Genomic DNA, 24,448 nt, shown 5'->3' with positions numbered 1-24,448 from the left:
CTTATTAAAAAACGATGTCTTTCAAAATGAGTTCTACATCTTTTATCAGTATCGTTTGAACTTTCTTTAGCAGCCTTCAAATCATTAAGTATTAAAGAAAATGTATATAATCTGCTTCAAATTAACCGATTCTATTGCAAATTTTAAAAAAGCAATTAAACTACAAGGTTATTTTTTATTCGAATCATACTTATATATAATTGAAAGGCGAAGTCTTTAATGAGACTCCGCCTTTCTGTTATATAAGGATTTATTAATTATTACTTTTCTGTTTAACAGTGTAATCATAGACTTTCTATGTTTTAGTTCACTTTACGCAGAATTAATATTTCCCTATTTTTGTGGAGTAACAGTTTCCACTTTTAATTCCTTTATTCCTTCTTTTAATGTAACAGCATCTGTTCGTAATGTTTTCCAACTGTCTTTCGCTGCATTTAAATTAGGCTTTAAGAATTTAAATTTATTTTGATCGGCTTTTTGAGCTGCATTCTCAATATGCCCTAGAACGCCCGAATATTGAGAATCTAAATCATGCCACTGCGTGGACATATAAGTAAGAGCGTTAATAGCATCATCAAGCGCCTTGTGCATTTCATTAATATTACTGTAAGCAACTCCAACTACACGATTTAAGGTTACTTTATAATCCACGGTCTGACGTAATTCTGCTAATAAAGGCTCTAACTTACCTAAATTATCCCTTGCTACTCCCACTATAATACCGCCAATTATTGGTAGACCCAAAATAGCACCCTTCATTACATTAAACCCATCAGATTCTAATTGTTTATAATAGTTTACTGATCCTAATACTTCTTCTAGACGCTTTTGATCGGCATCAACATCTGCACCTTGATTTTTTAAAATTGACTGCAAGAGCTCTTTATTACTTCCAAAAGCTCTAACATCATGTCCAATAGAGTCTCTTAATTTAGTTAATTCTTCTATTAGTTGTTGTGCATACTTTTGATTTTGTTGAATTTCACCTCGCAAATCTGTAATCCCTTCTTTTAAAGTTTCTCCATCCCCTGTATTAATCGCTTCTACCATTGTTTCATAATAATTGTCAAATGTTGTATCGTATTCAACAATACCATTCAATGTATCTAAAAGCTGTTTTTTTACTTTCGTATCCCAAGTAACAGCATGTGCCCTTGCATTCTTTTGATCTTGTACGATTCTACCAGGTAAATCTACATACCCATTAATAGTAATTCCCTCAAAATTCACATCAGGATTCTTAATTAACATATAAGAATAGGCATTCATAGATTTTGCAAATAATCCAGCCTTTTGCAAGGTCTCTTTCATTCTCGCTTCATTTGCAGAAAGAGCCGTATCTCCATTATTCGTTTGTTCAATTTCACTTGCAAAAGTTGTTACTGGTGAAACTACATTAGCAGTTGTAATAGTTAATAACGTCGATACAGCGAGTAATTTATAAGGGATTTTTTTTATCATTTCATTTTCCTCCAATTTAGGTTTTAAATTTCAGTTCTACTCCTGTTTAAAAGCAATATCTTTTGAAATGAATTCTGCATCTTTATGAATATCATTCCAACTTTCTTTAGCGGCTTTTAAATCATCTGGTATTAAAGAGAATTTGTGGTCTTGCATAGAATCGATATTATCCAGTAAATCTGTATAATTTGCGCCCATTGTATTCCATTGCTTTTGAATATTTGTTAGAGACAATATCGCTTGATCTACAGTCTGATATAAATATGCCAATGTTTCTTTCGCGTTAGTAAGCGAAAGAACTGCTTGATTAGCACGATCTGCTTTCATACTTAATTCTCCGATTTTGTTAGAAATTTCATTATAGGAGTCCATATGCTTAGATGCTGTGACACCAGCCGCAGTTCCTAGACCGATACCAGCTGCGCCAAGAGCCGAGAGTCCACCAACAACAGCCGGTGTTGCTGTACCGCCAGTTACAACAATAACTACCGCTCCTCCAATAGCTGCAATAACTAAAATAGCTGCTCCCAATCCACCACCAATTGACCATGCTAATACATCATCAAAATGTTTTTTCTGAGTAGAACGAAGTTGCTCAATTTCAGCTTGAAGTTGTGGAATCGTTGCCTGTTGACCTGCTAATATTGCAGTTAATCCACCTTTCCCATCCGGACCACCAACATTATTTTTAAAATCTGTAGAATTTTGATATAGTTTCCCTTTGAAGTCTTGCAGCATCTTAATCACATCTGTAACTTCTTTTGAATTTGTATTGATTGTAGTAATTAAATCATTTATACCCTCTTTTAGACCTGCCTTATCTTTCTTTTGTACAGTTTCTACTAATGTGTCGTAATAATTTTGAAATTGTTCATCGTAATTTACAATATTACGAGCAGTTTTTTGAATCTGTGGCTTCGCTGTATCTAACCAGTAATTCGCATTGATTCGTGACAGCTCTTGATTAAGGTGAATATTTTTGAGCAACTCTCCCCCCTCTGAGCCTAAATCGATATTAGATAAATTTACATTTGGTTGCTTAATCATTGTTTTTGCGTATAAATCCATTACTAGAATATGAGACCCTGTTTCAGCTAATGCTTTCTTCAGTCCTTCGGGGCCTAATGCATAATTGCCTACTTTTTGTTCTTGAGCGGTCGTTTCTTGTGCAAATGCATGAATAGTGTTACCGGTAGTAGCAGTTATAACAGTTGCTAATGTAGCTAAAGTTAGTACTTTGAATGGAAATTTTTTCATGACTATTCTCCTTCTTTCGCTAAATGCTTATAATCTTTATGAATTCCCAAAAAACGCAATATTAAAATTTATATACTTGTTCTTCAAGGTAACTTATTACATTTTTTAATTGTCTTAATGTATCTTTTTGAGACTGCTCGTTAGTTGTATCAACATTAGTAGATAATTTTGTAATGCTATTTTTTATTAGATTTAAATCTTCTTTATAGCGCTTTAGTAGATCAAGTTCTACATCTACTTGATTTGCAAACGTATGCAAATCATTTTGTGTAAGAAGAAGCATTGATTTTTGTAAATCAGCTATTGATAATTTCGTTGTTAAATCATATATTTTTTGATTTTGTTTCTCTAAATCATCTAAATATGCTCGCTGTTCTGCTGTTAATTTATTTACTTCAGCAAAAACGCCAAATGTTTTCTTAATCTTTTCGGTATCAATGACCTTCATCAGGTCATACTCTTGTGTTTTTGCTGCGGCTGCGGCTGCTATTTCACCTTGTTTGCTTTTCTCAATTGCTTCACGAGCTGCTTTTTTTGCTGATTCAATCTCTAGAGCCGTTTTACCTTGCTCTGTTGCTTCTTGCGCCGCTTTTTTCTCCGCTTCTAAAATAGAGTTGTTAATTTCTTTTCCTTTGTTATACGCTGCCACCCCTGCTTGAGCAGCTGGTTCAATAATTTCTTTTGAAAGACTATAAACTTCTTTGAATATAGCAAATCCCTGTTCATTTAAAGCCCCTGGTATTAATGCAATTTGCTGTAAATCATTTTGAATTGCTTTTTTGGTATTTAATATTTCATTTTTTAACTGGTCTATTTTTCCTGTTCCATCTGTACTTAGTATGCCTTGAGCAGTTGCCACATCAGTATCAAAATCTTTTAATTTTTTATCAAGCTGTAATTTAAGATCTGTTAATTCATTGATTTGCCGTTGCGTATTTTCTTGATTCGTCATAGCCATTTCTTGAAGTACTTCAAGTCTATCCGAAAACCCTTCTCTATCTTCTTTATTGTCTACAAACGATTTTAATGTCGGGTAATAGCTATTAAATTTTGTTACAAATCCTTTACTTTTTGAATTTAATAGAATTAACTGTGGATAGAGTTCCGATGACCATTCCTTCATATCTTGTTTGATTAGGAATTGATTTGTATTTAAAGCTGTGACTTCCTCTAACTGTACATTAGGACTCATTAAAGATTGATCAATATACGTTTGGATTAATTTAGATTGCGCACCTAATTTTCGTAATGAAGAGGAAATATCCATGCCTTCCTGTTGAGTTTCCGCTTGAACGGTTGGTGTTGCGAGAGTATTGATAGGAATATTTCCTCCAGTTACAATGGATGTGACTAATAATCCTGTAATTATTTTAGTTTTCATTCCGTACACTCCTTTACCATTGTTTTTATAACTTAATTCATATAACTTGTACGACCTCTCTCTTTGTAAACTGATTAAGAAGGAGAAATCTTTCAGATAGGATAATATCGTTATTTTTTACTTCTAATAGGATGTAAGGATTTTACTTACTTCTCACTTCGATACTTTATTTTTTCAAATATAAATAACAAAAATTTATTAACTATATTTGAATCAAGCACCCTATGAATAGTAAATGAGTAATTCTTCCCTAGAATTGCGGTTTAACTTACAGAACTGCGAGAATCAATAAACCAATGCTTACAGTTAATCTTGTCATAACATTGTTTAATTTAAATTTAATAATATTATTCTTAGTTTTATCAGCAAGCTCCTTACTAGACTACAAAAGGTGAAATTATACTGTACATCGCTTATACTTTTATTGCGGAATAACTTCACTTTTGTTATGCAGAAACTTAGAACAGGTTTATTACAAATTTGATTCTTGACCTCTTGTAAATAAATTGACTATTTATAAAATTATTAACGACATAATGTTACTTACAACTTCACTATAATTCCTATTAGCGTAACCCTATCCTTTCTGTCTGGTCATACCAGTTATGTTGTTCATTAAAACATTAAATTTTTAATGCGTAAATAGAAAAATTTTGTCGATTACGATCGATAATTTACTGTTAAATAAAAATATGAACCGAAAAAAATTATATAAATATAGTTATCCGTAAATTTCATTTCTGTAATTGTAATGATTACAAATTAATGTGTATACGGTTAAAAATAACTATTTTAGCTCAACCAAGAAATTTTATTTTAGAAAAAATACTTATAGAATAATATAATAGGTCTTTTTATACTTTTTTACCTTTATTTAGTTATGTATAATTGCATAAAATGTAGATATATTTAGTAATATATGTTATATTGTTGATTTTTTCACAAAACATCCTAATATCATTATTAACAAATATTTAGTATGAAGATATTAGTCTATAAACCTATTATCGTTATAAACATAGGTTTTAAATTACAAAAAAGCTGCAAAGCTTCCTTGGAACACTTTGCAGCCTTCTGTCTTTTTGTTTTCTTTAGCAAAATAATGGTTAGTGTATTTTCATTTTTTGGGATACTTATACCCATGTTTAAGTCTTTACATTGAAGACAGCAGATAACAAGCTTATATTACTGTATATTTTTCACGGTACTGCCTAGGAGTCATACTAGTGATTTTTTTGAAAACTCTTATAAAATAACTTTGGTCATTAAAGTTAAGCCACGCACAGATATCTGATAACGAATAAGTAGTGAGTGTTAATAATTTTTTTGCTTCTTCCACTCTTTCCCTTTGAATATATTCGCTTAAAGTAATTCCCATTTCTTTTTTAAATAGTTTAGACAGATAAGTAGGCGTAATTTCTAAATGATTAGCAAGTTCATTCAGAGATATTCCATCGTAAACATTTTTATTAATATGTTTTATACATGTAGTAACCGCGTAAGAATACTTTTTTGCATTGTATTCTTTCACACGATCTGCAAAGGTACGTAAAGCGTCCCCTGACAATCGCTTTACAGATTCTACATTATCTAATTGTTCTAGGGTTTGTATATATAAAATACTATGGGCAAAAGCAATATCTGGTGGCAGGTTTCCTTCTATTGCATATCGAGTGGCTAAGGTAATCGCAATAATTCCAAGGTTTTTTTGATTCCTGAGCGGATCCTCTATTAGCATAAGTTCAACATCTTCTTGCGAAACCGCATACATATACTGTATTAACTTTTTTTTATTCCCTTCTTTAATAGTCGAAAAGAAATCATTTACTAATGCCATATTGTGCGTTTTAGGTTTGTTTTGTCGGCGTTTTAAAATATATAAATCAGGTTTCACATTTTTATTAGGAATTTCCTCTAGTACTTTATTTTTTTCCAAGACAATATCTACATCTAACTTTTCATTGAAAATCATGTAATGTAATAAAATTCCCATATCAATTAATGTAGTTTTTTTAATCTCAGATAAACACTGATAATAGGCAAGTCTTTCTTGAATGTTATCATTTGATTTAAATTCTTTCTGAAATTTTATGATCATATCATCTGAATCTTTTGGATGTATAGTAGGACCGATTATGATAGTCCCTTTAATATCATCATGATTTTCTATATGAATTAGAACAAAATTTTCAAGATAGTTGTTACTTCGGAAAAGTGGCAAGTTAAAGGGATCGTTTTCTTGATAAATATCAGTAAGATGTTCTTCTTTTGAAGAATAAAAAGGACTACAAACATTATCAGATGTAGAATGATATAAAATTTTTTTGTCTGCAGATAAAATATGTACAGGGGCATTAAATGCTTTATGTGCAAGATCACACAAGTGTTGTATATCGATAGAAGTATTCATTACATTCTCCTTTATAGATCCATAAAATATATTCTGTTATATATAATTCACGACAAATAATACTATAAAATATCAAATTAGTACAATTCACAACAAAATATTACTATATCTTTTTTATAAAAATCATATATTATTTAATTGTAGTTAGCATCTAAATATCAGAGTAGATAAGTAAAGGAAATACACTAAGTTCTTTTCTTAATTCTACAAAATATAATTATTGAACTTGAGAAAATAGTGAAGTACTACAAAATACAGTGGTAGTCAATGCGAGGACCAAGCTGGAAAAAGATTTAAAATAAAGCAAAGTAACAGGAGATACTGTACCACCGCAAGAAATAACAGTCAAAGTTCCAATTCAATCCTTTCTACAAATTGAATTCAAAAAATAAATACTGCTAATTTACATGTGAAACTGAAAAACTATTTTCCTCCAAATTTTAGAAAAAGATAATAAAGAAGTTGTGAATTTGGAAACAGATGAAAGCGATACGGCTATTTTTGAAGCACTATGCTTTGAAAAGTACAAGATGGAGGAAATTCAAGTACTCAACTAAACACGAAGAAACGATGGAATATTCAAAAAAATGACACTATATTACTGGTCGCAACATTAGTTTTACTTTCCACAAAAGAGGAAAATATATAGACTTTACAAATACTAAAAATAGCAAACTAGATAGTTTTATTACCGCATCACATAAAGTGAAACTTTAATCAGTGGGGGTTTTGTTCATCCACACTGATTATTAGCCCACACCAATCGGGCTTTTACGGGCAGCCCGCCCCCCACCTAACTTCTTTGCTTCCGCTGAATTTTGAGGTGGGGGTCTTACTGCCTGGCAAATAGCGAGATAAACTTATTATTAATTTCCAAATACAATAGTTGTTAATCAACAAAAAACTTCAATAACCAAGATGCACAGTAAATTGACCTCAAAACAATTCTTACTACAATATCAGGTTTTGCTTATTCTATAAAAAAAGAAATATCACTAAAAAACTATTCCTTTATATCGATTTAGACATAAAACATTTTATTATATCGGCTTAAGTATTATGAAATTAAAATTACAAATAACACCAAAACTCTTTTAAAGGCTCATACATCGTTCGTATCGGGTTGATTATCTTTTGATACCTATGTCATTAACACAATTAAAAAAGTTTATTACAAAGTAATCTGAGGGGTTTTTTCAATTTCGAAATTTATTTTTTGTAAATTAAAGGAAAAATAATCCATATATATATATACGGATTATTTTCTTAGTGTAGTCTGTATTGACCTGTTAACTGTTTTTCAGCCATTCAAACTAAGCGTTTTGTAATCTCTCCACCGATCCGAACCATTTGCAGATGATGTGATGTATCAGGTCCCAGTGTGACCCCTAGTTCAAAAGCACTTTCATACTTCATTTGCTCAATAGTACTTGTAGTAGCAGAAATAAGAATTTCATTTGTATTACTTTCGTATCTTTGAATATTTATAAATAACATGTACCTAATTATGCTATTTACGCATGAATAACCTAATTTATTCCAGTATTTTTATAGGAACCCTTTCCCTCCCCTTATTTCACCAATTAAATTTGAAACACAAATGTACATTGCATTTCAATATAACAATAAAAGCTACAAAAGCAACGAATTTACTATTTTAAAGTTAAGTGTTTAACCTTTAAGTACTTAAATTCTTTTTTCCAGATAAAGCATACATTATATCTTGATGTTTTATTGTCCTCTTATAATTATGTGGTATCGGGAATTTATTTCGGTGTTCTTTTATTATAATTAAAGTTTGAAGTTCTATGCTCAATACTTTTGCGAGGACATGATAGTTATATCCATTATTTAACAGAGAAATCATGTCATAAAACATAGTTTTTCCACCCACTAATTTTACTAATTTATTCTTTAACTCATCCCTTTTTTCTTTAGCTTCATCAATTTCTAACAACATAGATTTTTTATTTGTCTGCTTAATGTATTGAGTATACAACTCTGGGAATTCTTTTTGTACTTCTTTGTTTAATACTGGTTTATATTTAATCATGTAAGTAACTTGTAACAATGAGCGTTTTAACAAACTATCTTCAATGAGATACGCTACTTTATTAAATAAATGTACATATTCCTCAATATTGGAATAACTATTAAAATGAGCTAATACTCTACTTTTTATACTAAAAGCCTTGCCTACATAAATAATATTGTCATTATAGTCTTTAATGAAATAAATACCACTGTCAGATTTTTTCAATTTATTATCCAATTCTTCTATACTCATAAAATGCAATTCACTCATACTTCTCTCTCCTTAGCAGTTTTAAATCGTAAAAAACAAGCAAGGTTTCTAAAAAAGTACTTAGCTGCCCTAGCATCTCTTATTTTATCTCTTGCTAAATGTCAAAAAACTGCTTCTATGTTACTCAACTATCAATATGATTATTAATAAAATTTTCGATCGTTATTATCTCGCAATTTTATCATGTAATTTCGAGATCGTTTCCTCATTTAAATTACTGTGTTTTATCGAATAAAGGAAATATACTACTACCCCAATAGTAATCCAAATACTAAAGTACACCCATGTCCTTAACGGTAAATTTAGCACTAAAAACACACAGCATACAATTGCAACGCATGGTAATACAGGTACAAAAGGTACCATAAATCCACGTTTTAAATTTGGGTGTGATTTACGAAGGATAATAACTGATAGACAAACTAACGCAAATGTCACCAAACTACCGATATTAACTAAATTAACTAATTCTTTCAAATCAATAAACCCAGCTATTATAGAGCTCCCTATTCCTGCTAATCCAGTTATAAAAGTGGGTGCTCCAGTTTTCTTATTAACTTTCGCAAATGATTTCGGTAACAATCCATCACGACTCATTGCAAAGAATACTCGTGTTGCCGCATACATATTGGAAAAAATAACAGCCATAAGGCCAATTACAGCACCTGCAGCAATTGCACCAGCGACTTTTCCTTGTCCTACAACTTCCATTACATACGCCATTGCCTCAGGAACATTTAATTCTTTATAGGAAACCATTCCTGTCATAACAAGGCATACCATAACATAAATAATTGTACATATGATTAATGATGCAATAATACCGATTGGAAGATTACGTTTCGGATCTTTTACTTCTTCTGCTGAAGTTGCTAATATATCAAAACCCGTAAAAGCGAATAAAATAGCTGCTCCACCCGTAAAAACTCCACTTAAACCGTATGGTGCAATTGGTATCCAGTTCATTGGTTTTACATAGAATATACCAACCGTAATAAACAACAAAATCATTCCAATTTTAATCAATACCATTGTATTATTGATTCGTTTGCTTTCCCTCGTACCACGGGATAACATCCATGCTAATATCAATGTAATGATTACTGCTGGTAGATTCACAATACCACCATGCGAAGGAATTGTTACTAGAGCTTTAGGTATCTCTAATCCAAATCCCTTTATTAAATTGTGGAAATAGCCTGTCCATCCAGCAGCGACAGCTGCTGTTGCCACGATATATATTAACAGCAATGACCAACCTACTAGATGAGCAACAAACTCACCAATTGTTGCATATGAGTACGTATATACACTACCAGACGCCGGGAGTGTAGAAGCAATTTCCGCGTAACATAATGCTATAAATCCACATATAATTGCTGCAAGTATAAATGAAAAAATAACTGCTGGACCAGCATCTCTTGCTGCTACTAATCCAGTTAACACAAGAACCCCCGTTCCAACTATCGAGCCTATCCCTAACATAATTAAATCAAATGCTCCTAATGTTTTCGTTAAAGTCTTGCTTTGATTATGCTCTAACAATTGTGTAACGGATTTCTTTTTTAGTAAATTACTCATATTTTCTGTATCCCCTTTAAAATAAGGTTGGTTCTTCTCGTTAGTGTTGTATATAAATTTACTTAGTCATTAACTAGCCTCATAATATTTCTTTTACATTAAATAGATTTGAAATATTATATAAATTCGCTTCTCACTTACTAGTTAAACTAGACATTTCCATAGATTTTTGCGTACAACGTTTCATAGCTGAAATGATAGCTGTTCTTAAACCTTTTTCTTCTAGCGTTACTACAGCTTCTATCGTCGTTCCACCTGGAGAACAAACCATATCCTTCAATTCACCTGGATGTATTCCTGTTTCCAATACCATTTTTGCAGAACCTAATACAGCCTGAGCCGCAAATTTATAAGCTTGTTTTCTCGGCATACCACCAAGTACAGCAGCATCTGCCATGGCTTCTATAAACATATACACATATGCTGGAGAAGAACCACTAATAGATGTAACAACATCCATTAGTTTTTCATTTATGACCTCCGTCTGGCCGAAAATATTAAATATGTTCAGTACCTCTTTTATATCTTTTTCTGTAACCATTTCATTAAAACATAACGCAGACATTCCTTCTCCAACAAGTGCCGGTGTATTAGGCATTACTCTAACAACCTTTAACTTTCTACCAAATTCATTCTCAGTGCTCTTAATACTTTTTCCTGCAGCAATAGTTACAACGATTACATCATTTTTTATTTGATCTTTTATTTGGTTAATTACCGATGAGTATAAATCTGGTTTGATTGATAAAATTAAAATGTCAGCACTGTTAGCGACTTCATTGTTGTTAGTAGTTATAGTTATGCCATATTCATTACTAGCATTTTTTAAATTAATGACGTTTAAATCTGAACAAATTATTTGATCTGGAGAAACTATATTTTTTTTTATCATCCCACCTATCATAGCAATACCCATGTTTCCACATCCGATGAATCCTATTTGTTTATTCATAATAATTTGCTCTTGCTCCTTCTACTCTAAATTTTATTGATTTTGAAATTATTATTCTAAATAAGGGCTATTACAATTACTTGGTTTATCAATAGAATTTCAAAATTCTCCTTCCTATAATGAGTTATGTTTTCGTATTTCGTTTACAAGCATGCATAAAAAAAATGAAGAGACTTTCTATTCATAGAACTATTAAAAACGAGAGTAAAATGGTGATAATTTTTATGAATTAATAATCTTTAACTATTCAACATTTTAAATAGAGCTTACACATCCCTCTAATAATTACTTATTTTAACAATTTATAGTTAAGCTTAAGAAAATGTATTTAAATTCCAAATAATTATCCCCATAGATAGTATGAAACAAAGTAATGCAGGAATTGCCATTAAAATAGATTGTTTTGCTCGAAACATATGAGCATGAATAGCTCCGACCATGAGAACTGCTATTAATGTATTTGCTCCTAGCGCTAAGTATTGATTCCAAATACCACCGATTATACCTATTGCTCCAACAATTTCAACCAAACCAATTATAGACATAAACCATAATGAATATTGATATTGTTGCCAATGTTCTACCTGAAAAGATATATGGAAAATTTTTATGAATCCCCCTACTACAATAAAAATTGCTAAAACTACCTGAAGAACAATCATCTTTTAAACTCGCTCCTTTTAAGACTTTGTTAATTTTCATACTTCACAAGGAATAAATATATGCGTTTTACCAATATCAGAAAGGGAGGTATACATAATTTAATTTTTTATACGCTAAGAACTAAGTAGATAACCTTTACTACATAATATTTTCTTAAGAAAAATATTTATTTTAATATATTTGTCTCTTTTGTTAACCTGAATAGATTGTTTTTAATTTCAGACATGCTGATATTTTTTCTTGAAACACCGGTTTCTACTGCAGCACGTGCGACAGCATATGCTACATGTGGCACCACCCTAGGATCAAACGGATTTGGAATGACATAGTTGACATGAAGCTCTTCTTCTGAAATTAAATCAGCTATTGCATAAACAGCTGCTAGCTTCATTTCTTCATTAATTTCTTTTGCTTGTACATCTAAGGCTCCACGAAAAACTCCAGGGAAAGCTAATACATTATTTACTTGATTAGGAAAGTCAGAACGTCCTGTACCAACTACTAGTGCTCCTGCTATTTTTGCTTTATTAGGCATAATTTCAGGTGTAGGGTTAGCCAAGGCAAAAATAATAGGATTATGATTCATAGAACGAACCATATCCTCATCAACTACACCTGCAGCTGATACGCCAATAAATACATCAGCATCAATCAGGGCCTCTGCTAATCTTCCCCGCTTCTGTTCTATATTTGTAATACGAGCTATTTCTTCTTTAAGCGCATTCATTCCAATAGGTCGCTGTTCATATACTATCCCTTTTGTGTCACACAAAATAACATTTTTCACATGCATATGGAGTAACAACTTAACAATGGCTATCCCAGCAGCACCAGCGCCATTTACAACGATTTGAACATCTTCAATTTTTTTATTTGTTAACTTAAGTGCATTAATTAGGCCAGCAATCGTTACAATAGCTGTACCGTGTTGATCATCATGGAAAACAGGAATATCACAAGATTTTCTTAGGCGCTCCTCAATTTCAAAGCATTGAGGTGCTGCAATATCTTCTAAGTTTATCCCACCAAAATTTAGTTCTAATAATTTAACAACCTCAACAATCTTATCCGGATTATTAGTGTTTAAACAAATAGGAAAAGCATCGATCTCAGCAAATGATTTGAAAAGTAAAGCTTTTCCCTCCATCACTGGCATAGCTGCTTTAGGTCCAATATTCCCAAGACCTAATACTGCAGTTCCATCAGATATAACTCCAACTAGGTTCCCTTTCATTGTATAATCATATACTTTACTTTCATCTTTATAAATCTCTAAGCATGGCTCAGCAACACCTGGTGAGTAAGCGAGACTTAAATCTGTTGAATTTTGTACTTTAACTTTAGAATAAACACCAATCTTCCCCTGTTTTTCTTTATGCATTTTTAATGCTTCATCTCGTAAAGGTGACATATAATTTCGCTCCTATAATTAAGTTAAGAGTTCATTAACTCTATCTTAAACTTGATATTGTATGATATAAGTAAGACTTCTAATATAATCATTATTTATTTTTATAACCTTTTAACATATCTTTTGCATAACGATTAGGGTATAAAGTATTTAACATATTGTATGGACTTCCCTTCCAATATCTTCTTAATGGTGTCCATAACTTATGTTTAATTAACCATCTTTGTGTGTAAATAGATAGTAATTGCCCCTCTGTTAGTTTTTCCTTTTCTTCAATAGTCCACTTCAGCGCCTCTAATGCTTTTTTTTCAGTCCAAAATCCGGTAGGTGTGAATTTATATTCCCATTCTTTATTTTGACCAGGATATAAGTCATTGATCATGGCGTACGGACTGTTATTCCAGAATATTTGACAAGGAGAAATTAAATTATGAATAGTAAGCCATTTTACACTGTAAACTTGTAATAATTGAAAAAAAGTTAATTTTTCTTTTTCTTCAATAGTCCACCTTAATGCTACCAATGCTTTTTCTTTAGTCCAAAAATTGTTAGGAGTCATACTAAATTCCCACTCTTTAAATTTATTAGGATATAAAGAATTTATCATTGCATAAGGACTACCATTCCAATACATAACTAATGGTGCACTGAGTTTATTTTTCTCTAACCATTTTTTACTATAGAATTTGAATAGTTCTACTTTACTTAGCTTTTCTTTTTCTTCAACAGTCCATTTTAATGCTTCAAGAGCTTTTTCTTTAGTCCAAAAATTTAATGGTGCCATACCAAACTCCCACTCTTTAAATCTATTGGGATATAAGTCTTCAATCATCTTATAGGGACTATTATCATAACTATGTTTGAGCGCGCCGAGTAATCGATATTTTATAATTAAAGGCGTATTCCATTTTTGTTTAATATCCTCTTCATTCCATTTTAAAATTGTTTCAATTAAATATTTTGTGACCCTTTTAGATAGCTCTCTATTGCTATCTTCTTTCCATGTATTCGGTGGAAACCTACTTCTTTTACCGTCTAATATTTCTTGATAGATTTCTTCTATTTGCACTGCTTTCGCTTGCACTTCAAACTCCCTCCTATTCAAGACATATAGCGATTCCTCTTTCCTAACGTTAAATAACACACCAATAGTAACTATTGTGATTTACTTTTATAACGCAAAAGAAATGTATAGGGTAAAATCATTTCTTTAATCTATAATAAGAAGGACATAAAAAAACAAAAAGTTACAAAAATTTTTAAATTAAAATTTTTGTAACTTTTTGTTTTGATGCAAATATAATTTCAATTAAGGTATCTCACCGTTTTAAACTTGACGCTCCATAATCTTGTATAGTTACATTTATATGATATTTAATCGGTACCTTACTAAATGTTCGATCCCAATCTTTTTTGACTTTCTCCCATGTTCTCGGGTGCTTAATTCTTAATTGGTTGCCAAAACCCGCAATATCGACTTGGTATTCTTTTTGTATTTTTTTTGTAACATGATGTACTAAGTGCTTTACTTCTTTTTCAATAGCTTTTTCTTCCCTTTTCAAAAATTCATTTTTAAAATCTTTTCCTGATTGCATCCAATTTTCAGACAAACGCCCTTCTGATTCAATGTTTACATCAAAGGAAATATTATTTCCGTTAACATGTGGTATGATTTTGCTTTTTATTGACTTTATTTCGTATATAATGAGTTTCTTTGATTCTTTATCAAAAGTTTTTACCACACCACCATTCCTTTTTCCGTTTATCCATACTACTCCTTCCAATTCCTGCTCATTTAAAAAGCCCATCAACTTTTTTGTCTTCCCTTTAATTACAGCAGCTCCTGCAAATTTTGTTTCCCCATTTATCGAGATTACATTTTGCAAAAGAAAACTGGCCCCTGACCGCATCTTTCCTTCCAATTTAGCGAGCGATACAGGAGGTAAAATCCTTGTTGTTCTATTTCTATTATCTGCAATTCCAGACAAACGAAATGCTGGGATTTCTCCTTTTTTGTTTGATTCCAGTACCTCCTTCGCTAGACCCTTGCTAATTAAGAGCATACAGCTAAGCCGAACTTCATTGTCACGGAGATACTGTTCAAGTAATTGTTCTAAACTGTATGTACGTACAAGACTATCGCTAATAACAATATTTTTTAAATGTGGGCTGAACATTGTGCTCTCTCTTTTCAATGAAAACTCACGAACAATTTGATGAATGGAATCACCGGTCTCAGAAACATTTATATAACGTTTTTGTTGTCCATTTCCTTTACTTTGTGCTTGCGAACTAACAATTTGATAAGTAGCTGTTATAAGGTTTCTTTTAGGATAACCTCCTTCCTCATCCTCTTTCTCAATTGTTGAATCCTTCCCTTTATCTAGTGCTATACCTGCAGTTAAACTCAATTCTTCTACTTCTTTACTGCTCCAACACCCTGTTAAAAATAGAAGCAAAAGCGTCCATAACAAAGCCAAATAGAACCGCATATAATTAAATTTATGTTTCACACTACTCCTCCTTTTAATCGCGTAATAATAAGAAGAAGCAGTGGCAGTAAACCAAATAAAAATAAAGCAGCATTACCGAGCATATCCCCCAATTTAAGCAAGTCATTTATATTTTTCGAAGTCATAGCAATGATGTAAATGATTGGAATCAAAGCAAAAATAAATGGATGAATACTCTTTTTAAAGAGTTGTGCTAATCCTAATGCAGCTGCATAATAACTAATCGTATAGGTAGCAAATATTTGCATAATCCATATTACAAGCAGTAAAGATTCAAAACGTTCAAATATCAAACCAGAAATTTCAAAACTGCGCATAAGGTCAATTGTCGGCCATGTTCTTGTTACAACCCCATCAATTGATAATGCACCAATGACCATTACAACAGTTATTACATAAAAGATTAACGGAATAGAAATTCCAACTAAAATAGCTTTTACTGCTTTCTTTCGTTGTTCCATAAATACCAAAAGAATTAACATAATTTCAGGACCTGTATATGCGAGAGACGTTGTTTTTATCCCATCTAACACTGGTTTAATTCCCAAACCTAATACGGGACGGAGATTATCTATCTCGAATATTCCGATACTCATAAAGGAAATGATTAAAAAAATAAAAACAGTAATAGGAAATATTATTTCAAACATCCGTGCAATTGAATTAATACCACCCATAATCAAATAGAGACCTATCCACATAAAAGGCATAACAATAGCCCATGTGGGGGTTCCTTCTAGTAAAAAAAAGCTTATTACTTCTGCCATTGAACGAATTTGAAATGCTGAAGTTGTAAGAAAATACCCTATAATAAGAAAACTAAGCAATCTCCCTATCCATTTCCCTACAATATCTTGACTGTATTGGTAAAATGTTTTTTCTGGAAACTGCTGACTTAATTTGACCATAATTACTCCTGAAACCATTGCCAGTATCCCACCTAATATCACACTTAACCATACATCTGGTGTTTTCACTTTTTCCACAGATGCTCTGGGCAAAGTAAGAATTCCTGTCCCAAGTATGTAATTTACAATAATAACAACTGCTTGTGAAGTTGTTATTCGGTCTTTAGGTATAGTAATCACTGAAGGCCACTTCCTTTCGTCATCAGCTACCTTTTGCGGATAGTTTTTTTGGTATGCATTATTTTCGGTCGACGTCTCATTATTTTTAATGGCATGCGAACCATAAAATCTTTCCAATCACTGAATCGATATGGAACAGCAGGGCTGGTATAAGGAACGCCAAAACTTTTCAGTTTCACTAAATGACTGCAAAGTAAAAGAAAGAAGAGAATAACTCCATACAATCCAAATATCGCAGCACAAAACATAGCTACAAAACGAAGAATGCGTAACGTAATTCCCACACTATATTGCGGAATAGTAAAAGAAGAAATAGCTGTTACCGCAACAACGATAACCATTATTGGGCTAACAATTCCTGCTTCTACGGCAGCCTGACCAATTATTAAACCGCCCACAATTCCCATTGCCGGTCCAATCGGTTTAGGCAGACGTAAACCTGCTTCTCGTAAAACTTCGATAGCTACTTCCATAATTAACGCTTCTATTAAAGCGGGAAAAGGAACTCCTTCTCGCGATCCGATAATAGAAATAGCGAGCTTAGTGGGAATTAATCCTGGATGAAATGAAATAAAAGAAATATACAGTGCTGGAGCAAATAATGAAACAAAAGCTGTCATGAAGCGTAATAAGCGGAGAAGCGTACCAGGAAGCCACCTTTCATAATAATCTTCTGGTGATTGCAGCAGCATACTAAATGTAACTGGAGCAATTAAAACAAATGGTGTTCCATCTAACAAAATAGCTACTCGACCTTCCATTAAAGCACTAATAACACGATCAGGTCGTTCTGTATTTTGAATCTGCGGAAAAGGACTGAGATAATTATCTTCAATAAGTTGCTCTATATAACCAGATTCGAGTACACTGTCTATGTCAATTTTCTGAATTCTATTTTTTATTTCATCCACCAATTCTGTACTAGCAAGATCTTTAATAAATGCGACAACTAACTCTTTCTTTGCACGTTCTCCTACTGGTAGCTTTACTAATGATAAGTTCTCATCCGCACAGTGTCGTCGCAAAAGTGAGGTATTATCACTTAATACTTCAGTAAAACCGACCCGTGGCCCTCTGACTAATGCCTCCGATACTGGTTCTTCAATATTTCGTTTATTTGCTTTTGTTGTACCAAGAATAAACACATCTGCTAAACCATCAATTAAAAGAGCTGTTGAACCTATCAATACTTTGGGTATTAAATCTTTTATGTAATGGACTTCTGCTACTTCACTAATTGTAAGAACTTTATTTTTAATATATTCTTTTGAAACAGTCCCCTCCACATAAGAAGATTCATTTTTATATTCATCAGAAAAATCATCCATTAGTAATTTCATAATATGTTTGTCAATTATCTCTTTATCTGATAGACCATCAACAAAAACGATCCCAGCCTGAATATCTGTGCGTCCAATATTAAACTTCCGAAATCGAACATCAGAATTATGTCCGATTTGTTGCTTTATAAGTTCTAAGTTAGAGGCAAAATCATTTGTGAAATGAACGTTTGTATTTTGAGATGGTTTATGCTCTTGTTTCGTTTTACTTTGAATATTATTTTTTTCACTTGTTTGTCTCTTGACTTCCACCAACTCATTCTTCCCACTCTTTCTCTGACATACGAACCCAATGAAAAACTCTTGAGATAGTATACGGAATTAAAAACAAGATAAAAGCTTGTACAAAGACTTTCCAATCTGGAAGATAAGAAGTAATTATGTTCCACATTTTTATCACCCAATTTATATACTCTGCTAGGATTGAGATTTCTAAAAAACGATATGTACTTAATAAAAAATAACGATAAGATTAAAGAGCAGAAAAGCGAGACATTATGCTTGTTTAGTACCAATAACCTAATTAGTATAAAAACATTTCTGACCTAAAATACCATTTCCAATTATAATTTGTTAAATATTATCTCCTTTTCCGTTATTTATATGCCCGCATTTGAATTTCAAATAATATAAGGATCAATTATATTTCCTCTTAAAGAAAAAAAGATGCTAGAAGATAGCATCTTTTTTTAAATTCAACTTACTATGTATTTATATTTTATTGTGAAAATATTCGTTTTTTTAATGAATATTAATGTTTAAAGAAATAAAAAATACATATTCTTTTGTTCTAAGTTCATACACTTCTACCAAATCGATACGGAATTTTCTGATTTTAAAACTAATATGAAATAAAGGAGAATAAAAAGAAAAACTATTATCAATCTATCAATTGAAAATAATACTTAGCAAGAGTTTATCATCTTAACTCCAAGTGTATTCGTTTTGCTTCAAAATAAAGAACTTGAATAAATTTTTTCGTATCAATACGAGCAGGTAATGTTGGTTCATTATTCAATTCTGTCATCTTTCTCCTTACGGTAGTAAAATCAAAAAATCTAGAAGCATAATTTTCGAACTTCGGGTTTAAAAAATCAGTAAGTCCAAGGGATGCTAAATGGTTTAATGATTGATAAATTGCTCTCCGAATCCGTTGTTTGGAAGCTTCTATGAACCTTTTTAATTCGGCATCTTCAGCTGAATCCCCAAGTTTTTTTTGAGCTAAATTCATAAAAATCTCTTTTAGTGAGGGAAAGCCTTGTTCCAACGTGTTATCTTGTTCATATTTATATAAATAATCTAGCATATCCATTAAATCTTTACTTCCACTTTCACTGGCTATTCCTAATTCAGACAAAAGAAAATGAATGGAATTTTGAAAATGATTGAAAGTATTTAAATGTTTTTCATTACGGTATTTTTCTTGCACAATTGAATTACTATCCAATTTTAGTACCATATTAAGCGATTCTTGAATGTTTTTTATTGATTTTTCCAAACGAATTCGTTCAATGACTTTCCGAACAACTGTTAATACTTCAATCCGGTTAATTGGCTTAATAATATAGTATTCAACACCAAGCGAATAAGCTTCAGCAATTAATTCTTTTGATTCTACTTGAGAGACCATTATGATTTTCCCTTTAAACGAAGGCTTTATTTGACGAATTGTTTTTATTCCATCTTGATTCGGCATTAACAAATCGATAAATAAAATGTCTATATTTTTAAGGATTACCATTTGTTGCTCTAAAGATAAACCATCCTCAGCTTCTCCTATAACCTCCCCAAGATCTTCATCCTCGATAATTTGAGCCAACATTGAGCGAACCGCTTTTTCATCATCTACTATATAAAAATACATAGAATCACCCTTTCGAAATTATATGATCAATCCCTAATCTAATTATAAAAATTGATCCTTTTCCTTCGGTTCTGTCCTCAAACGTAACATCACCTTCAAGTTGTGCGACCATTTCTTTAACATACGATAATCCGATACCTGTCGATGGGTTGCCTAAATCATCATATTTAGAAGTAAACCCAGGCTCAAAAATTGAATCTTTATATTTTGAAGAAATACCAGGACCATTATCGCCTATTTGAAATTCAACAAAATGGTGGTCTTTATTAATGTCAATTGTGATGGTTCCCATACCTTGGATAGCTTCTACAGCGTTTGTAACGATATTATTTATAATAGATAAGATTGTGTAAATATGATAATGAGGATGCACACCATCAATTTTATACACAAATTGGATGTCTTTCTCTAGCAACCGTGCATATTTCGTATTTGCCCGTATAATGATATTTACTAGTTCATGTACAGACATATAATCTGTAAAACTTTCATCAGAAATTAATTTTGAAAGTCCCGCAAAAATACGTTGGTTATCCTTTTTAACGTCATGGACCTCACCAGCAATTTGTAATGCCTGTTGCCTTAAATCCTCAAACTGAAAATCCATCTGTTTGTGCTCAAAGGAGTCTAAGGTTTTATATAAATCATAGGATTTTTTTGTTATATTCTCAGCATCTTGTAATGTTTTCTTTAAATGAACAGCATCTTCATATAAATTAGAGATGAGCATGAGCATATGTTCATTTTGTTTCTTTATATGTCTCTCCCTTGATTGCGCTTCATACAATTTCATCATATTGAAAAAGCTTAGAACTATAAAACTATGGGAACATGCGATAACAATGATCTCATTTATTGCCTGGGATGTGATCGATGTTTTTAATACGAAATATTGAATCATTAATTCCACACAGTCTGACAGTATTTCAATCATGCAACCAATAAAACCAATCATTAGTGGTTGATGATAAAAACGTTTGATTTTTGCTAAATGAAAGAGATACGAATAAGTAAAATAAAAGAAAAAACTAGGATAGTGAGTATGAAAAGCGGCTAGCCAATCCATATTTCCCTTTATAATGACATCCATTGAGATACGAAATACTACCACGACTATCGCTGTTAAAAAACCCGGTAAAAATGCTGGAATTCGTCGAAACAATAACAAAAAAAAGAAAAATGTTGGTGCGCCAAAGCTCATTCTAAATGTTTCATTTAAAGGAAATGACTTTATTTCACCTACTAAGGGTACTGTAAGTATCATTAAAACGAGAATATAGATGTCTTTTTTTACTAAATTACTAAGATTCAAAATAATCACTTCTCACTTTCGCCTAACAGTCAGTATACAAACCTATTTGCATTAATACAATACTTACTCTATTTTTTTCAAAAACTGATAAATAAGATATAAACGAAAGCATTCTAGATTGTGAGTATTCATTACACCCTTCTACTTTAGAAAGATACTTTATAACTCAAAAATGTTCAGACACAATATAAGGTCTGAACACTTTTGGACTCGCTCTAACACCAAAATATCTGTGCTCCTTTTTAAAATATACTTAAATCCCATTCTTTTGCAATATGTTCTAACAACATAATTCCTGGTAAACTATTCCCATATTCATCAATGGCTGGTCCGTAAATACCAATACCACATCCATCTTGGAACGATAAATCCTTCCTAGATTTTGAGGGAACAAGTGTCATAATTCCGCCCGATACCCCACTCTTAGCTGGTAATCCAATGAAAGCAGCAAATTTTCCAGAAGCATTGTACATTCCACAAGTTAGCATTAAAGCTTTTGTTAACCTAGCTACTTCTTTAGGGAGCACTTGTTCTTTGCGAATAGGATGATATCCATCATGTGCTAGTATAAGCCCTATTAAGGCAATATCTTCTGTATTTATTTCAATCGAACATTGTTTTAGGTAAACCTCTAGTGTCTCCTCCACATCTGATTCTAGAAAACCATTCTCCTTTAAATAGTATGCTAATGCTCTATTACGATGAGCCGTTTCCCATTCTGATTGAAATACTATTTCATTAATAGCGGGACGCTTCTCTATCATTTTTTCAATTAATACGTATAGAGATTCTAATTTTTCTTGCACCGATGTCCCTGGCAAAAGTGAAGCTATCGTAATTGCTCCAGCATTAATCATAGGATTAAAAGGTTTTCCTGGTTTATGTATCTCTAAACGAATAATTGAATTAAAGGCATCTCCAGTTGGCTCTACGTCAACTCGTTCTAATACATAAGAAATACCGCGACTTAAACAAGCGGCTATAAAACCGATTACTTTTGATATACTTTGTAATGTGAAAGGTATCTCCCAATCTCCTGATTTTATCATTGTTCCATCTGGCTTTACTATACAAATACCTAACTGCGATACATTTATTTCCCCCAGAGCAGGAATATAACTGGCGCTTCGTCCCTTAGCTGCATACGTTCGATAATGAGCTACCCATTGATCTAAGCAAACTTTTTCTTGACCCTCAACTTGAACGCTAGAATCCTTTATCATTTAATCATATTCCCCCGTACTATTAACTTTATATAGAATGATTTTTTCTTTACTATAATCAATAATATTTGCACTAGAACCAAGAAAAATATTCAGACATATTGCAGTCTGAATATCCTTCTTATTACACACTTTTCTTTTTTGAAGTTTTCTCATAACTATCCCAACATTCAATATTTTCAAGCCCTTTAATGTTTTCTTTATAAAAAATAGGATCTTTACCAGCTTTTTTCTGGTTTATATAATCTTGTAACGCCGCAAATGCTACTTTTGAAAGTAAGGTAATAGCAATTAAATTAATAATAACCATAAAGCCCATAAATAAGTCCGCTAAATCCCATACAATTTGAATCTTTGCAACAGAACCAAATACAATCATAGCCAACACACTTATTCTGTATATCATTAACCACACTTTACTTGTATGTAAGAAGCGAATATTTGTTTCACCATAATAATAGTTGCCAATTAACGCACCAAATCCAAATAAAAAAACAAAGATAGCAAGACAACCCGATGCCCAAGGACCTATGTGTTCACTTAATGCTGCTTGTGTAAGTGCAATACCATTTAACCCCGGTTGTTTATATGCATCAGACAGCAAAATAATAAAGGCAGTGCTAGTACATATGATCAGTGTATCCGTTAATACACCAAATGCTTGAATCAGTCCTTGTTTCACCGGATGACTTGTTGTTGCTGTTGCGGCAACGTTTGGTGCACTTCCCATACCAGCTTCATTTGAAAATAAACCACGTTTAACTCCATTCATAAGTGCTGCACCAATTGAACCGCCTGCTATTTGTTTAAAACCAAATGCGTTTTGAACAATAAGAGAAAGAACTTCCGGCATTTTTGATATGTTGGTAACTACAACAAATAATGCAACTCCAATGTATAATACCGCTAAAAATACCACCTTGTATTCAGCCATTTTTGCAATACGTTGTACACCACCAAAAATAATCGCAGCGAAAGCAATGGCCATGATTATCCCAACTGTTAGACGATCTGTACCAAATGAGTTTTGAAAAGCAATTGTAACTGTATTTGATTGTACTGAATTGAATACAAGACCAAAAGTAATTGTGATTAAAATAGAGAATAATACTCCCATCCAACGTTTATTCAACCCTTTTTCCATATAATAGGATGGACCACCGCGGAAACCAGTTTTATCTTTTACTTTATATATCTGTGCTAATGTGCTTTCTACAAAACTGGAGGCCGAGCTAATAATAGAAATAATCCACATCCAAAATACAGCTCCAGGACCACCTAATGCAATTGCAATCGCAATTCCTGTGATATTCCCTGTTCCAACGCGGGCTGCCATACCAATACAAAACGCTTGAAAAGGAGAGATTTGATCTTTAGAACCACTTTTCCCCTCCATTAATACACGGACCATCTCTTTTAACATTCGAAACTGTACAAAATTCAATTTAAATGTAAAATAAATTCCGCAAATAACAAGCATAATAATTAACAATTTAGACCATAAAAAATCATTTGTTGATCCGACTAACTCTACAAAAAATCTTTCCATATTATCACTCCATACCAAAAATTTATCTATCATAATCTATATAAAATCACCTATATTCCTTGGCATAAATACCTCATTCATATTCAAATACAACAAGGATAAAAATTTTCTATATGAATAGAATTGGCCTGTTTAAAC

At 32.0% G+C, this 24,448-nt stretch carries 18 protein-coding genes and 1 pseudogene; 1 reads left to right on the top strand and 18 read right to left on the bottom strand.

Annotation, left to right across the window (positions count from 1 at the left end; translation table 11 throughout):
- Positions 1–333 precede the first annotated feature (333 nt).
- The 4 genes from hblB to HMAS_RS08855 all read right to left on the bottom strand — a co-directional run bounded on the left by hblB (position 334) and on the right by HMAS_RS08855 (position 6,509).
- Positions 334–1,461, bottom strand: coding sequence for a hemolytic enterotoxin HBL binding subunit HblB (gene hblB / locus HMAS_RS08870; RefSeq protein ID WP_000591972.1), 1,128 nt, complete (start codon positions 1,459–1,461; stop codon positions 334–336).
- 36 nt (positions 1,462–1,497) lie between these two features.
- Positions 1,498–2,718 carry a hemolytic enterotoxin HBL lytic component L1 gene (gene hblD / locus HMAS_RS08865; RefSeq protein WP_000714435.1) on the bottom strand — a complete coding sequence of 407 codons (1,221 nt, stop codon included), beginning with the start codon at positions 2,716–2,718 and terminating at the stop codon, positions 1,498–1,500.
- 61 nt (positions 2,719–2,779) lie between these two features.
- Positions 2,780–4,099, bottom strand: a complete 1,320-nt coding sequence (gene hblC, locus HMAS_RS08860; RefSeq protein ID WP_025708563.1) for a hemolytic enterotoxin HBL lytic component L2 — start codon at positions 4,097–4,099, stop codon at positions 2,780–2,782.
- A 1,180-nt stretch (positions 4,100–5,279) separates the two neighbouring features.
- Positions 5,280–6,509 (bottom strand): helix-turn-helix domain-containing protein, encoded by a 1,230-nt coding sequence (locus HMAS_RS08855; RefSeq protein WP_001097903.1) that lies wholly within the window; start codon positions 6,507–6,509, stop codon positions 5,280–5,282.
- 425 nt (positions 6,510–6,934) lie between these two features.
- Between HMAS_RS08855 and HMAS_RS08845 the strand changes: the two genes are divergently transcribed.
- Positions 6,935–7,066, top strand: coding sequence for a peptidase (locus HMAS_RS08845; RefSeq protein ID WP_076876078.1), 132 nt, complete (start codon positions 6,935–6,937; stop codon positions 7,064–7,066).
- Positions 7,067–7,817: 751 nt separating this feature from the next.
- On the opposite strand, the gene HMAS_RS08840 is transcribed toward HMAS_RS08845, so the two are convergent.
- From HMAS_RS08840 to HMAS_RS08775, 14 genes and pseudogenes are all read right to left on the bottom strand, one after another.
- Complete coding sequence (locus HMAS_RS08840; protein ID WP_000897406.1) at positions 7,818–8,006, bottom strand: small, acid-soluble spore protein, alpha/beta type; 189 nt, start codon at positions 8,004–8,006, stop codon at positions 7,818–7,820.
- A gap of 181 nt (positions 8,007–8,187) precedes the next feature.
- Complete coding sequence (locus HMAS_RS08835; RefSeq protein WP_025708565.1) at positions 8,188–8,814, bottom strand: excinuclease ABC subunit C; 627 nt, start codon at positions 8,812–8,814, stop codon at positions 8,188–8,190.
- Between the two features lie 165 nt (positions 8,815–8,979).
- Positions 8,980–10,395 carry an amino acid permease gene (locus tag HMAS_RS08830; RefSeq protein WP_116344764.1) on the bottom strand — a complete coding sequence of 472 codons (1,416 nt, stop codon included), beginning with the start codon at positions 10,393–10,395 and terminating at the stop codon, positions 8,980–8,982.
- 133 nt (positions 10,396–10,528) lie between these two features.
- Positions 10,529–11,347 carry a pyrroline-5-carboxylate reductase gene (proC, locus tag HMAS_RS08825; RefSeq protein ID WP_001041290.1) on the bottom strand — a complete coding sequence of 273 codons (819 nt, stop codon included), beginning with the start codon at positions 11,345–11,347 and terminating at the stop codon, positions 10,529–10,531.
- A gap of 314 nt (positions 11,348–11,661) precedes the next feature.
- Positions 11,662–12,009 (bottom strand): DoxX family protein, encoded by a 348-nt coding sequence (locus HMAS_RS08820; RefSeq protein WP_000636506.1) that lies wholly within the window; start codon positions 12,007–12,009, stop codon positions 11,662–11,664.
- 167 nt (positions 12,010–12,176) lie between these two features.
- Entirely contained in the window at positions 12,177–13,421 is a 1,245-nt protein-coding gene (locus HMAS_RS08815; RefSeq protein ID WP_000074777.1) for an NAD(P)-dependent malic enzyme, read from the bottom strand.
- Between the two features lie 91 nt (positions 13,422–13,512).
- Positions 13,513–14,505 carry a DUF4046 domain-containing protein gene (locus tag HMAS_RS08810; RefSeq protein ID WP_001148032.1) on the bottom strand — a complete coding sequence of 331 codons (993 nt, stop codon included), beginning with the start codon at positions 14,503–14,505 and terminating at the stop codon, positions 13,513–13,515.
- 235 nt (positions 14,506–14,740) lie between these two features.
- The gene (locus HMAS_RS08805) at positions 14,741–15,934 is read right to left on the bottom strand and encodes a Ger(x)C family spore germination protein (RefSeq protein WP_025708570.1); all 1,194 of its coding nucleotides are present in this window, start codon (positions 15,932–15,934) and stop codon (positions 14,741–14,743) included.
- Positions 15,931–17,022: a spore germination protein gene (locus HMAS_RS08800; protein ID WP_000628606.1), complete on the bottom strand. Its 1,092-nt coding sequence runs from the start codon at positions 17,020–17,022 to the stop codon at positions 15,931–15,933. The genes HMAS_RS08805 and HMAS_RS08800 overlap by 4 nt, the downstream gene beginning before the upstream one ends.
- Before the next feature lie 26 nt (positions 17,023–17,048).
- A pseudogene (locus HMAS_RS08795) lies at positions 17,049–18,622 on the bottom strand (spore germination protein).
- A gap of 659 nt (positions 18,623–19,281) precedes the next feature.
- Positions 19,282–20,226 carry a response regulator gene (locus HMAS_RS08790; protein ID WP_000274087.1) on the bottom strand — a complete coding sequence of 315 codons (945 nt, stop codon included), beginning with the start codon at positions 20,224–20,226 and terminating at the stop codon, positions 19,282–19,284.
- Between the two features lie 4 nt (positions 20,227–20,230).
- Positions 20,231–21,547 carry a sensor histidine kinase gene (locus HMAS_RS08785; protein WP_025686878.1) on the bottom strand — a complete coding sequence of 439 codons (1,317 nt, stop codon included), beginning with the start codon at positions 21,545–21,547 and terminating at the stop codon, positions 20,231–20,233.
- A 233-nt stretch (positions 21,548–21,780) separates the two neighbouring features.
- Positions 21,781–22,761 carry a glutaminase GlsA gene (glsA, locus tag HMAS_RS08780; RefSeq protein ID WP_000588656.1) on the bottom strand — a complete coding sequence of 327 codons (981 nt, stop codon included), beginning with the start codon at positions 22,759–22,761 and terminating at the stop codon, positions 21,781–21,783.
- 124 nt (positions 22,762–22,885) lie between these two features.
- The gene (locus HMAS_RS08775; protein ID WP_000439283.1) at positions 22,886–24,310 is read right to left on the bottom strand and encodes an alanine/glycine:cation symporter family protein; all 1,425 of its coding nucleotides are present in this window, start codon (positions 24,308–24,310) and stop codon (positions 22,886–22,888) included.
- Positions 24,311–24,448: the final 138 nt, after the last annotated feature.

It is taken from the genome of Bacillus sp. HMA207 (genome assembly GCF_003402455.1).
In the GTDB taxonomy this organism is placed as follows: domain Bacteria; phylum Bacillota; class Bacilli; order Bacillales; family Bacillaceae_G; genus Bacillus_A; species Bacillus_A cereus.
Note: the sequence above shows the minus strand (reverse complement) of the source record. Positions and strands in the feature narration are given on the sequence as shown.